9 protein-coding genes are annotated in these 12,916 nt (G+C 72.1%); 4 read left to right on the top strand and 5 right to left on the bottom strand.

All coding sequences use genetic code 11. The annotated features are described in order from the left end of the window. Window positions 1-8 precede the first annotated feature (8 nt). The gene (locus Cs7R123_RS14080; RefSeq protein WP_212826735.1) at window positions 9-1,382 is read left to right on the top strand and encodes a dipeptidase; all 1,374 of its coding nucleotides are present in this window, start codon (window positions 9-11) and stop codon (window positions 1,380-1,382) included. Between the two features lie 173 nt (window positions 1,383-1,555). On the opposite strand, the gene Cs7R123_RS40175 is transcribed toward Cs7R123_RS14080, so the two are convergent. Together Cs7R123_RS40175 and Cs7R123_RS14070 are read right to left on the bottom strand one after the other, a co-directional pair. Continuing rightward, on the bottom strand, window positions 1,556-2,416 hold the full coding sequence (locus tag Cs7R123_RS40175) for a hypothetical protein (protein ID WP_244871821.1): 861 nt from the start codon (window positions 2,414-2,416) through the stop codon (window positions 1,556-1,558). A gap of 85 nt (window positions 2,417-2,501) precedes the next feature. After that, window positions 2,502-3,272 (bottom strand): SURF1 family protein, encoded by a 771-nt coding sequence (locus Cs7R123_RS14070; RefSeq protein ID WP_244871820.1) that lies wholly within the window; start codon window positions 3,270-3,272, stop codon window positions 2,502-2,504. 175 nt (window positions 3,273-3,447) lie between these two features. Here Cs7R123_RS14070 and Cs7R123_RS14065 point away from each other — a divergent pair, with 175 nt between their 5' ends. Then, entirely contained in the window at window positions 3,448-4,047 is a 600-nt protein-coding gene (locus tag Cs7R123_RS14065; protein WP_212826733.1) for a GNAT family N-acetyltransferase, read from the top strand. 56 nt (window positions 4,048-4,103) lie between these two features. Here Cs7R123_RS14065 and Cs7R123_RS14060 read toward each other — a convergent pair whose 3' ends face one another. Further along, window positions 4,104-6,227: a transglycosylase domain-containing protein gene (locus tag Cs7R123_RS14060; protein WP_212829160.1), complete on the bottom strand. Its 2,124-nt coding sequence runs from the start codon at window positions 6,225-6,227 to the stop codon at window positions 4,104-4,106. A gap of 170 nt (window positions 6,228-6,397) precedes the next feature. Between Cs7R123_RS14060 and cobT the strand changes: the two genes are divergently transcribed. Next, window positions 6,398-7,477, top strand: coding sequence for a nicotinate-nucleotide--dimethylbenzimidazole phosphoribosyltransferase (gene cobT / locus Cs7R123_RS14055; protein WP_212826731.1), 1,080 nt, complete (start codon window positions 6,398-6,400; stop codon window positions 7,475-7,477). Window positions 7,478-7,520: 43 nt separating this feature from the next. Next, entirely contained in the window at window positions 7,521-8,714 is a 1,194-nt protein-coding gene (gene cobA, locus Cs7R123_RS14050) for a uroporphyrinogen-III C-methyltransferase (RefSeq protein ID WP_212826729.1), read from the top strand. A 69-nt stretch (window positions 8,715-8,783) separates the two neighbouring features. Here the strand turns inward: cobA and otsB are convergent, their stop codons facing one another. Together otsB and Cs7R123_RS14040 are read right to left on the bottom strand one after the other, a co-directional pair. After that, window positions 8,784-11,327 carry a trehalose-phosphatase gene (otsB, locus tag Cs7R123_RS14045; protein ID WP_212826727.1) on the bottom strand — a complete coding sequence of 848 codons (2,544 nt, stop codon included), beginning with the start codon at window positions 11,325-11,327 and terminating at the stop codon, window positions 8,784-8,786. Continuing rightward, window positions 11,324-12,748: a trehalose-6-phosphate synthase gene (locus Cs7R123_RS14040; protein ID WP_212826725.1), complete on the bottom strand. Its 1,425-nt coding sequence runs from the start codon at window positions 12,746-12,748 to the stop codon at window positions 11,324-11,326. Before Cs7R123_RS14040 ends, otsB begins: the two co-directional genes overlap by 4 nt. Between the last annotated feature and the right edge of the window lie 168 nt (window positions 12,749-12,916).

The following is a 12,916-nucleotide window of genomic DNA, read 5'->3' as shown; positions in this document are numbered from 1 at the left end:
TCATCTGCATGACGACCCTCACTGTTGACCAGCTGCGCGCTGCGATCGAGCGCGAGCTGCCGGGCGTACGCGCCGACCTGGAGGCCCTGGTCCGTATCCCCGGCATCGCCTTCGACGGCTTCGACTTCGCCCCGCTGGAGCGCTCGGCCCAGGCAGTGGCCGACCTGCTGCGCGGTGTCGGCCTGGAGGTCGAGGTCAGCCGCGTCGGCGACGGCCACCCGGCTGTCATCGGCCGCCGCCCGGCCCCGCCCGGTGCGCCCACCGTGCTGCTGTACGCCCACCATGACGTTCAGCCCGTCGGCGACCTGAGCAAGTGGGAGTCGGACCCGTTCGAGCCCACCGAGCGGGACGGCCGGCTCTACGGCCGCGGCGCCGCCGACGACAAGGCCGGGGTGATGGCGCACGTGGCGGCGCTGCGCGCGTTCGGTTGCGGCACCGCCGACGACCAGCTGCCGCTCGGCGTGGTCGTGTTCATCGAGGGCGAGGAGGAGTTCGGCTCGGACTCGCTGCCCGCGCTGCTCGAAAAGCACCGCGCCGAGCTGACCGCCGACGTCATCGTCATCGCCGACTCCGGCAACTGGGACATCGGCGTGCCCGCGCTGACGACGTCGCTGCGCGGCATCGTCAACTCGTTCGTCGACGTGAAGGTGCTGAACTCGGCCGTGCACAGCGGCATGTACGGCGGCCCGGTCCCCGACGCGCTGACCGTGATGTGCCGCCTGCTGGCGACGCTGCACGACGACAACGGTGACGTGGCGGTGCCGGGCCTGGTCAGCAAGACCGCCGCGCCGCTGGACTACCCGGAGGACCGGTACCGGGCCGAGGCCGGGATCCTCGACGGCGTCGAGCTGATCGGCACCGGCCGCATCGTCGACCGGATGTGGACCAAGCCGTCGCTGTCGGTGCTCGGCATCGACGCGCCGCGCACCGCCGAGGCGCCCAACGCGCTGGTGCCGTCGGCGCGGGCGAAGCTGAGCATGCGGCTGGCGCCCGGGGACGACCCGAAGTCGGCGTACCAGGCGCTCCAGGCGCACCTGGAGAAGCACATCCCGTGGGGTGCGCAGGTCAGCTTCGAGTTCGAGCACGACGGCAACCCGTGCGTGATCGACGCGACCGGCAAGTACTTCGACGCCGCCCGCTCGGCGTTCGCCACGGCCTGGGACGGCACCGAGCCGGTGGAGATCGGGGTGGGCGGGTCGATCCCGTTCATCGCGACGTTCCAGGAGGTGTACCCGCAGGCGTCCATCCTGGTCACCGGGGTGGAGGACCCGAACGCGAAGGCGCACGGCCCGAACGAGAGCCTGCACCTGGGCGAGTTCGCCCGGGTCTGCCTGGCCGAGGCCCTGCTCCTGCACAACGTCGCCGAGGCCGCCAAGTCCTGACGCAACCCGCCGTCGCGCTGCGCCGAGCAGCGTCGCTGCCGCGCCGCGCCGCGATTTTAATAGACGTTGGCCTATTACATCGACTGAGAAGTGATCGAAGTCGACGTAATAGGCCAACGTCTATGTAAAACGGGGTGTGGGACGGTGCGGCGCAGCCGAGTGAGATGGGTGGGTCAGAGCGCGGCGAGGGAGCGTACGTAGTTGACCTGGGCGTGCAGGTGTGCCACCACCCGCTGGTCGTTGACGGGGATGCGCAGCACGTAGTGCCGTCCCTCGTTCGCGATCGAGATCTGCACCGACCCCTCGTACGTCGTCGTCTTGACCAGCAGGAACAGCAGGCTCAGGAAGCAGAGCACGAAGAACAGCAGGATCGCGCAGGCCACCGCCCAGCCGGGGATGCGCTGCCGGCTGTGGAACTGGTCGTTGATCGTCCACTGGGAGCCGCGCAGCGGGATCTCTCCGGTCGGCGTGATGATCGTCGTCGCGGTGACCGCGACCTCACCGAGCTGCACCAGCACCGGCCCGGCGATACCGGGGTGGGCGGGCGGCTGCGCGGACCCGGCGGGCAGCCGCAGGCGCGGCGGCGCGGGCGGGGACGGCGGCATCGGCGTCGTGGGCGGCGGCATCAGGTGCGTGGGCGGCATGGCCGCGACGGTGGGTGGCATCAGGGGCGGCGCGGCCGCGGCGGTGACCGGCGGCATCAGGGGCGGGGGCGGCGCGGCCGCGGCGGTGACCGGCGGCATCGGCGGGGCGCTGCCGACGGCCGGCCCCGGGCGGCGCGGCAGTGGGGCGGGCTCGGTGCCGGGCGGGTCCAGCGGGCGCAGCCGCACCGTCGGCGGCGCGGGCACCGGTGGGCCGGGCGGTGGCTCGACGGCCGGAGCCCGCCGGGGGAGCGGCGGCGGGGCCGGCTCGGGCACCTCGGCGGTGGCCCGGACACCGAAGGCGGCCAGCGGCTCGGTCGGCAGCGGCAGGGTCGGCGGCAGGAAGGGATGCTGCCGTTCGGCGTCCGGCCGGTCGGTCTGCTCGTCGGTCACCACCGCACCATAGCGGTCTGCCGCTTGCCCGCGCGCCGTTGAGAAGGGCACCTGCCACCCCGCAAAGCGAGCCGAGCCGACGAGGTTACGTCAGGGCAGGGGCGGGCGCGGGTTCGTCGGCGGGGGCGGACAGCTCGCGCAGGTCCTTGCGGGCGAGCAGGGCGACGCCGACCAGGGCGCCGACCGAGAAGATCCACCACTGGACGGCGTAGCCGAGGTTGAGCCAGGCGTTCTCGTGGCCGACCGGGATCGCGGTGAGGCCCTGGGCGCCGGGGGTGCCGGAATCGGCGAGGACGTACGCCCCCAGCACCGGGTACGGCAGCTTGGCCGCGATCGGGCCGACCGCCGCGCGCCGGGTCTCCCAGCGGCCCAGCCGCTGCTGGATCGCGCCGGGCGAGGACTCGCTCAGGTGCACCCGGCCGACCACGGTGACCGTTCCGGCGGGGGCGGCGGGGACGTCGGGGGCGATGTCGATGCCGTGCGGGTTCGGCTTCACCCAGCCCCGGTCGACCAGCAGCGCGGTGCCGTCGGGCAGCCGCAGCGGGGTGAGCACCTCGTAGCCGACCTCGCCCTCGACGGTGCGGTTGCGCAGGAGGATCTCCTGGCTCGGGTCGTACTGGCCGGTGGCGGTGACGCGGGTCCAGGCGTGGTCGGCGTCGGGGGCGGTGCCGGGCGCGCCGAGCACGTCGCGGACCGGGACGGGAGCGACGACGGTGCTGGCGTCGATGCGGTCGTTGATGGCGGAGCGCAGCTCGTACCGGCTCCACTGCCAGCGGCCGAGCAGCACCATCACGAACGAGGCGAGCAGGGCGGCGAGGAAGATTCCCAGCCAGCGGGGGGTCAGGAGGGAGCGCACCCGGGCAGTCTACGGGTATGCCCGAGTTGTGAGTTCTATCACGCCCAAACGGCTGACCCGCCACTCGGACGACCGTATGGTCCACCGGGTATGGTGCAACTTCGAGTCGCCCCGGGCGCTCTACCTGATGCAGGTACGCCCAGGGCAGGCGCGCACCCCCGACGATGGAGTCAGCATGTCGAGCCTTTTGACCGCAGGTGTGGCCGGGCGAGGCAACCTCGCCATCCGCCGTTTCCCGACGCTCACGGTGCAGACGCCGCGGCTGGACGTGCGGCCGCTGACCGCCGCCGACGCGGACCCGGTGACCGACATCTTCGCCGACAAGCTCACCCAGCGGTGGCTGCCGTTCCCGCAGGAGTTCGGCGAGATCGAGGGCCGGTCGTGGTGCACCGAGATGGCGGCCGAGCGGCGCGACAGCGGCATGGGCGACCACTACGGCATCGTGCGGCGCGAGGACCAGCAGCTGGTCGGGTGCCTGTGGACCAAGCGCACCGACTGGGTCGGCCGGGTCACCGAGATCTCGTACGCGATCGCGCCGGACGCGCGCGGCCTGGGCATCGGCCCTGAGGCCGTCGACGTGCTCACCCTGGCGCTGGTGCTGGAGCACGGCTTCCAGCGCATCGAGCTGCGGGTCGCGCCGGGCAACACCGCCTCGCGGCGGGTGGCCGAGAAGGCGGGCTTCACCTACGAGGGCCTGCTGCGCAACGCCGGGTACGTGCACAGCGGCCGGGTCGACCTGGAGGTCTGGTCGATAGTCGCCGCCGACCTGCGCTGAGCCGCGCATACGCCGAAGGGGCGCCCCGCGGTCGGGGCGCCCCTTCGGCGTTCCTGCTACTTGCTGCCGATGATCGAGTCCGGCGGCGGGGTGAACTGCTTGACCGGCTTGCCCTCCAGGGAGTCGCGCAGCGTGTACGAGACGGTCTCGACGGGCTTCCAGGAGTTCCAGTCGCCGGTCACGTGGAACGGGTTGTCCGGATCGGCCATGAAGCTCGCCGCGGCCAGCTCCTTGGTGAAGCCGACGAACCAGGCCGCGCGCGTGTCGTCGGTGGTGCCCGTCTTGCCCGCCACCGGCCGCTTGACCACGCCGTACACGCCGGGGGCGGTGGACCAGTTGCCGCACGAGCCCTTGGCCGCGCCGTAGCCGGTGACGCAGCGCATGGCGTCGGTGGCGGCACGGGCCACGGCCTTGGTGACCTCCTGGCGGCAGCGGGGCGTCGCGACCGGCACCTGCTGGCCCTTGACGGTCATCATCGCCGGGCTGCCGTCGGGGTTGGTGATCCCGATGACCGGCAGCGCCTCGCAGTACTTGCCCTCGGCGGCCATGGTCGCGTAAGCGTTGGCCATCTCCAGCGGGGTGGTGTCGGCGACGCCGAGGGTGAACGAGCCCCAGGTCTTGGACTTGGCCGGGGACGCCTGGAGCTTGTCGATGTCGGTGCGCCAGTGCAGGCCCAGCCGCTCGGCCATGCGTACCGCCTTGTCGGCGCCGACCTTCTGCTCCAGCTGTACGAAGTAGGTGTTGACCGACTTGCCGAAGCCCGACCACATCGCGTGCTTGCCGGTCATCGCGCCGCTGGCGTTGGACGGGCACCAGTGGCCGCCGCCGCAGGAGCCGCGCTCGCCCCAGCCCGCGAAGTAGATGGACCGGTAGCGGTGCGGGGCGTAGAACCAGGTGTTCATCTTCAGGCCCGCGTCCAGGGCCGCCACCATCGTGAAGATCTTGAACGTCGAACCGGCCTGGTAGCCGGGCAGGTTGCCGCCGCCCAGCAGCGGGTTCACCGTGTTCGGGTAGTTGCCCTTGATCTTCCCGGCCTTGGTCGGGTCGGTGTGCGTGCCGTTGCCCGCCTGGTCCAGCGAGTAGTTGCGGTTGACCGCCATCGCCTTGACCAGCCCGGTGCCGGGCTGCACCACGACCTCGCCGAGCGCGTACGAGCTGCCGATGGGCTGCCGCTTGGTCACGTGGCCCATCGCGATGTCCTGGACGTTGGGGTCCAGCGACGTCACGATCTTGTAGCCGCCGCGGCGCAGGTTGTCCTCGCGCTCACCGGGGTTGGCCCCGAACGCGGGCTGCGAGATCCACCAGTTCTTGAACATGTCGCAGAAGAAGCCCCAGCTGTTGTGGCCCTGCGACACCGAGGTGCAGTCGTTCGGCGGGTCGGTGATCTTGAGCTTGATCGGCTCCTGCTTGGTCTGCTCGGCCGCCTCGGCCGTGATGTAGCCGAGCTCCTTCATCCGGTCGATCACGTAGTTGCGCCGCTGGGTCGCCGCGGTGCGGTCGGTGCCCGCCGGGTCGTACGCCGAGGGCGCCTTGACCAGGCCCGCCAGGGTCGCCGCCTCGGCCAGGGTGAGGTCCTTGGGCAGCTTGGAGAAGAAGATCTGCGACGCGGCGAAGATGCCGTACGCGCGGTGGCCGAAGTAGGCCACGTTGAGGTAGCGCTCCAGGATGTCGGTCTTCGACATCTGCTGCTCCAGCTTGATCGCGAGGCGCGCCTCACGGATCTTGCGGAGGCTGGTCTGCTCGGTCGCCGCCATGACCTCGCTGGGGGTCTGCGCGCCGTCGCGCAGCGCCATCCGCACGTACTGCATCGTCAGCGTCGAGGCGCCCTGCGAGACCTCGCCCGCGGTGTGGTTGGCCACGAACGCGCGCGCGATGCCCTTCGCGTCGACGCCGTTGTGCTGGTAGAAGCGCCCGTCCTCACTGGCGACGATCGCCCGCTGGATGGTCTCCGAGATGTCGGCGATCGGGGCGTACTTGCGGTGCTCCTCGTAGAAGAGCGTGATCAGGGTCTTGCCGTCCGCGGCGTACACGTAGCTCGTCTGCGCCGGCGGCACGGTTTCGAGCTGCGACGGCAGGGAGTCGTAGAAATCGGCGCCCGCCTTGACGCCGAGGCCGCCCACCGCGGCCAGTGGATAGGTGACCGCGGCGACGACGACGCCCGCGATCAGCCCGGAGCGCATGATCGGCCCGAGACGTCCCGTGGCGGAAATGGCCTCTTTGAGGCGGCTGAGCGGCTTCACCCCATAAAAGTAGAACAGCGTCCTCTTTATCCGGATTCAAAGCGCTGAAAGACGCGGCGATTTCTCCCCCCGAGTCGGCAAGGCGACACGGGACGTGATGAGCTGACGAGGTGACGAGTGAGCTACTGGTGCTAACGATCGAGTCGGTGCGTCCGCTCGACGGCCCCGCGATCGAGCAGGCCCGCCGCCTGCAGGCCCGGCTGACCAAGCCCGCCGGCAGCCTCGGCGTGCTGGAGGAGCTGTCCGAGCGCCTGGCCGGCCTGGCCGGGGTCTGCCCGCCGCCGCTGCTCGCCCCGGCCGAGCTGGCGATCTTCGCGGGCGACCACGGCGTCCACGCCCAGGGCGTCACGCCGTGGCCGCAGGCGGTCACCGCGCAGATGGTCGGCAACTTCACCGCGGGCGGTGCCGCCGTCAACGCACTGGCCCGGCAGACCGGCGTCGGCGTCACCGTGGTCGACGTGGGCGTGGCCGCCGACCTGCCGCCCGTCAAAGGCCTGGTCTCCGCCAAGGTGCGCGCGGGCACCCGGGACATGACCGTCGAACCCGCGCTGACCCGGGCCGAGACCGTCGCGGCGCTGGAGGTCGGGATCCAGATCGCCCACCAGCTCATCGACGGCGGCGCCCGGATCCTGCTCACCGGGGACATGGGCATCGCCAACACCACCGCCTCGGCCGCGCTCATCGCGGCGTTCACCGACCGCGACCCCGGCCTGGTCACCGGCTACGGCACCGGCATCGACGCGCCCACCCACCTGCGCAAGGTCGAGGTCATCCGCAAGGCGCTCGCCCTGCACGGCCACCTCTGGCAGGGTGACGCGGCCCGCGACCCGGTCGCGGTGCTCGGCGCCGTCGGCGGCCTGGAGCACGCCGCGCTGGCCGGATACATCCTGGGCGCGGCGGCGCGGCGGGTGCCGGTCATCCTCGACGGCGTGATCGCGGCCGCGGCCGCGCTGGCCGCCGCGGCGCTCGCCCCCGGCAGCCGGGATGCGATGATCGCGGGGCACCGCTCGGTCGAGCCGGGTGCCGACGTCGCGCTCACGCAGCTGGAGTTGGCCCCGCTGCTCGACCTGGGCCTGCGACTGGGCGAGGGCACCGGCGCCGTGCTCGCCTATCCGGTGGTGGCCTCGGCGGTACGCGTACTGCACGAGATGGCCACCTTCGACAGCATCGACATCGCCCCCGCGCCCTGACCCAGTGGCCGGTGCGCGGCCGGGCGGAAGGCAAGGGGTGGACGTGTCGGAGTTGTACCCGTTGGGACTGCGGTTGGACGGGCTGCCGGTGCTGGTCGTCGGCGGCGGCGCGGTCGCCACGCGGCGCGTGCCCGCGCTGCTGGCGGCCGGGGCGCAGGTGCGGCTGGTCGCGCCGGAGCTGACCCCGGCGCTGCGCGGCCTGGCCGACGCCGGGCGCCTGGACTGGGCCGAGCGCGCCTTCACCGAGGACGACGTCGAGGGCGTGTGGCTGGTCCAGGTCGCCGTCGACGACCCGGAAGCGGCCCAGCGGGTGTCGGCCGCCGCGGCGGCGCGGCGCGTCTTCTGCGTACGGGCTGACGACCGGCACGCCGCCACCGCGTGGACCCCGGCCGTGGCCCGGCACGGCACCGTCACCGTGGCGGTGCTGGCCGGGGGCGAGCCGAAGAAGGCGGTGTCCGTGCGCGACCGGGTGGCCGGGCTGCTGGCCACCGACGCCGAGACCGTGTCGGAGTCGTACCGCGGAAGTGTCGCCCTGGTCGGCGGCGGTCCCGGCGACCCGGAGCTGATCACCGTCAAGGGCCGCCGCCTGCTGGCCGCCGCCGACGTGGTGGTCGCCGACCGGCTGGCCCCCGGGCTGCTGCTGGACGAGCTGCGCCCCGAGGTGGAGCTCGTCGACGTCGCGAAGCTGCCCTACGGCCCGGCCGCGCAGCAGGAGGAGATCAACCGCATCCTCGTCGAGGGCGCCAGGGACGGGAAGTTCGTGGTGCGGCTCAAGGGCGGCGACCCGTACGTCTTCGGCCGCGGCGGCGAGGAGGTGCTGGCCTGCGCCGAGGCGGGCGTGCCGGTGACCGTGGTGCCCGGCGTGACCAGCGCGATCTCGGTCCCGGCGGCGGCCGGGGTGCCGGTCACCCACCGCCGGGTGGCGCACGAGTTCACCGTGGTCAGCGGGCACATCCCGCCGGACCACCCGGACTCTCTGGTCGACTGGCCCGCGCTCGGCCGGATGCGCGGCACGCTGGTGCTGCTGATGGGGCTGAAGAACCTGCCCGCGATCACCGCGACGCTGCTGGCCCACGGGCGCGCCGCCGACACCCCGGCCGCGATCGTGCAGGAGGGCACCACGACCCACCAGCAGGCCGTACGCGGGACGCTGGCCGAGCTGCCGAGCCTGGCCGAGGGCTTCCGCCCGCCCGCGATCGTCGTCGTCGGCGACGTCGTCGGCGTCCTGCCCGCCTGATTGGATCATGGAGGCGGGAATTATAGGCGCAACTATAATAGTTGCGCCTATAATTCCCGCCGCTCGTGCTTACTGGGACAGGAGCTGGGCGCAGCGGATCAGGCCCAGGTGGCTGTACGCCTGCGGGTGGTTGCCCAGCCCGCGCTCCAGGTCCGGGTCGTACTGCTCGGGCAGCAGGCCGGTCGGGCCGGCCGTGGCCATCATCTGGTCGTAGAGCTCCTGGGCGTCGGCGCGGCGGCCGGTGCGCAGGTACGCCTCGATCAGCCACGCCGTGCAGATGTGGAAGCCGCCCTCCTTGCCGGGCATGCCGTCGTCCCACTTGTACCGGTAGACGACCGGACCCGAGCGCAGCTCGGCCTCGACCGCGAGCACCGTGTCCAGGAAGCGCGGGTCGTCGTCGGCGAGCAGGCCCGACAGGCCGATCCACAGGCTGGACGCGTCCATCTCCGGGAACCCGTACGCCACCGTGTACGCCTTCGTACCCTCGTGCCAGCCCTGGTGCAGCACGTTCTCGGCGATACGGTCACGCAGCTCGGCCCACTCGGGCCGCTCCTCGTTGGTGTGGCGCTCCAGCACCTTCAGCGCGCGGTCCACCGTCATCCAGGACATGACCTTGGAGTACACGTGGTGCCGCGGTGGGAGGCGGGCCTCCCAGATGCCGTGGTCGGGCTCGTGCCAGCGCTGGCTGACCGCCTGCACCATGGCCTCCATGACCCGCCACTCCTCGTGGCGGATCTTGCCGCGCCGGTCGGCGACGGCCATCAGCACGTCGGCGACCGGGCCGAACACGTCGAGCTGGAGCTGCTTGTTGGCGGCGTTGCCGACCCGGACCGGGCGCGAGCCCGCGTATCCGGGCAGGCTCTCGATCACGGCCTCCGGGCCGAGCTCGTAGCCGTCGACGGTGTAGAGCGGGTGCAGCCGCTCCGGGTGCCCGCCGGTGCGCTCGACCACACCGTCGACCCAGCGCAGGAACTGCTCGGCCTCGGTCAGCGAACCCAGGTCGACCAGCGCCTTGACCGTCATCGCGCCGTCGCGCAGCCAGCAGAAGCGGTAGTCCCAGTTGCGGATGCCGCCGAGGGTCTCCGGCAGCGAGGTGGTGGCCGCCGCGATGACGCCGCCGCCCTCGAAGTGGCACAGCCCGCGCAGCGTCAGCGCGCTGCGCAGCACCACCTCGCGCTCGCCGCCGTTGGGCAGCTCCAGCGAGGCGGCCCACTCGCGCCACGGCTGCTCGACCGACTCCAGCCGGTCGGCAATGCTGCGCGGGTGCGGGGTGAGGTCGTGGCTGCGCATCCGCATCTCGAGCAGCGTCTCGCCGCCGAGCTTGGCCAGGTCGATCACGGCGCGGGCGGTGTCGTGCCCGCCGTCGTCGACCACGTCCCACTCCACGCCGGGGGAGTACAGGCTCAGGTGCTCGCTGGTGCCCAGCACCAGCAGACCGTCGCTGAGCGCCTGGAGCTGCACCGGCACCTGGCCGAACTCCGGCCGCGGCGCGAACTCGACCCGCACCACGGTGTTGCCGCTCAGCCGCCGCATCAGGCTGTCGCCCTCCAGCCAGTCGGTGACGGTCAGGCCCGACCAGCGGGTCTCGATCGTCATCGTGCTGGGCCGGTAGCGCTGGCCCAGCGGGTGGCCGCCGCGCTGCGGGCCGACGCTGAAGTGGCCGGCCGGGGCGCCCCCGAGCAGGTCGGCGAAGATCGCCGCCGAGTCCGGGCGCGGGTGGCACAGCCAGCTCATCCGGGCGTCCGGGCTGATCAGCGCCACGGTACGGCCGTCGGCCAGCATCGAGTGGCGCTCGATCGGCACCGCCCGCTCACCGAACAGCCAGTTGCGCCGGGTGTCCAGCAGCAGCCCGAGGATGCGCACCGCCTGCAGCGGGTCCTGCACCCGGTAGCCCGCCGCGGTCTCGCCCGAGCCCACCTTCACGCCCACGTCCTTGCCGGACAGGCTGCGGAACGCGTTCTCGTCGGTGACGTCGTCGCCCATGAACAGCACCGCGCCGGCCGAGACCTGGCGGCGCAGCTCGTCGATGGCCGTGCCCTTGTGCGAGGCGAGCACCGACAGTTCGAGGACCTCCTTGCCCTCGGTGGTGTGCACGCCGGGCCAGGCGGCCGGGCCGCAGCGCACCGCGTCGGTGATCGCCGAGGCGACCGGGCGGGAGGCGGTGCGCAGGTGCACCGCGATGCTGGCCGGCTTGTTCTCCAGCCGTACGCCCGGGTGGGCCGCGGCGATGCGCTCCAGCTCGTGCTGGAGGCGGGTGCGCAGCTCGACCTGGTCGGGGGCCAGCCGCTGCACGAAGCCGACGTCGAACTCCGAGCCGTGGCTGCCGACCAGATGGACCTCGCTGGGCAGCCGCGACAGCGCGGCCAGATCCCGCAGGGCCCTGCCGGAGACCACCGCGACGGTGGTCTGCGGCAGGGTGGCCAGCGATCGCAGCGCGGCGACCGCTTCCGGTAGCGGCGCCGCCGCGGCCGGGTCCTCCACGATCGGCGCGAGCGTGCCGTCGTAGTCACACGCCACCAGCAGCTGCGGCACTCGGGCCAGCTGCGTCAGGGCGGAGCGGAGGGCGGGGTCGAAACCGTCGCGATCTAGATCGACGGTGGTGCCCAGGGTCATGATGTGGCTCCCAGTTCGGTCAGGAAGTCGGATGCCCAGCGCGCCACGTCATGTCGGCGCAGATGCCGTTGCATGACGCCTATCCGGCGCCGGGCCTCGTGCTGGTCGACGGTGACCGCCCGCATCAGGGCATCCTTGACCGCGTCCAAGTCGTGCGGGTTGCACAGGAACGCCTGCCGCATCTCGCCCGCAGCCCCGGCGAACTCGCTCAGCACGAGCGCCCCACCGTGGTCGAGGCGGGCTGCGACATACTCCTTGGCCACCAGGTTCATGCCGTCCCGCAGCGGAGTCACCATCATCACGTCGGCCGCGCAGTACAGTGCGGCCAGCTCACTGCGACTGTACGACTGGTGCAGGTAATGCACGGCAGGCACGCCGACACGGCCGAAATCACCGTTGATCCGGCCCACCTCCCGCTCCACCTTGATGCGCAGCGCCTGGTAGTGCTCTACGCGCTCGCGGCTGGGCGTGGCGACCTGCACCATGACCGACTCGGGCACGGTGAGCTTGCCCGCGGCGAGCAGCTCCCGGAACGCCTTGAGCCGGTGTTCGATGCCCTTGGTGTAGTCGAGCCGGTCCACGCCGAGGATGACCGTCTTCGGGTCGCCCAGTTCGGCGCGGATCTGCTTGGCCCGCTCCCGCACCAGCGGGTTGTCGGCGAGCCGTTCCATCTCGCCGACGTCGATGCTGATCGGGAACGCGTCCGCCTTGACCTGGCGGCCCTCGTACTCGATCACGTTGCCGTGGTACGGCGTGCCGAGCAGGTGCTTGGCCAGCCGGAGGAAGTTCTGCGCCGCCAGCCGCTGCTGGAAGCCGACCAGGTCGGCGCCGAGCAGGCCCCGCAGCACCTCGGCCCGCTGCGGCAGCTGCATGAACAGCTCGATCGGGGGGAACGGGATGTGCAGGAAGAACCCGATCTTGAGGTCGGGGCGCAGCTCCCGCAGCATCGCGGGCACCAGCTGGAGCTGGTAGTCCTGCACCCAGACCGTGGCGCCCGGGGCGGCGACGGCCGCGGCCGCCTCCGCGTACCGGCGGTTGACCACCCGGTAGGCCTCACGCCAGCGCCGCCGGAACACCGGGGGTTCGACGTTGTCGTGGTAGAGCGGCCAGATGGTGGCGTTGGACTGCCCCTCGTAGTACCGCTCGAGGTCGTCCTCCGACAGCGGCACGGGGTGGATGTTGATCCCGTCCAGCTCGAACGGCTCCGGGGCGACGTCGCCGGGGGTGCCGGCCCAGCCGATCCAGGTGCCGTGGTGCTCGACGAGCACAGGGTGCAGGGCGGTCACGAGTCCGCCGGGGCTGCGTCGCCACCGGCGCTGCTGATCCCCGGTGCCGGTTACCCGGCCGCCGGGGGTGTCGTTCGGGATCTCGTCCACAGGGAGCCGGTTGGCAACCACGACAAACGGGCTGCGATCCACCATCGCGGCCTCTCCTCCGATCGGTTGATCGTTGGCCATCCTTTGAGACTACTGGTGCAATCCGGAAGATGGATCATCGGCACGGTGATGACCGCAATACGTCGCGATAATCCCAGCGGGGGACAATGATCACAACCCACCCGATGTGGGGGCCGGACCGGTGGCCTGGGA

Source organism: Catellatospora sp. TT07R-123 (assembly GCF_018327705.1).
In the GTDB taxonomy this organism is placed as follows: domain Bacteria; phylum Actinomycetota; class Actinomycetes; order Mycobacteriales; family Micromonosporaceae; genus Catellatospora.
This window is presented reverse-complemented; position numbering and strand designations above follow the sequence as displayed.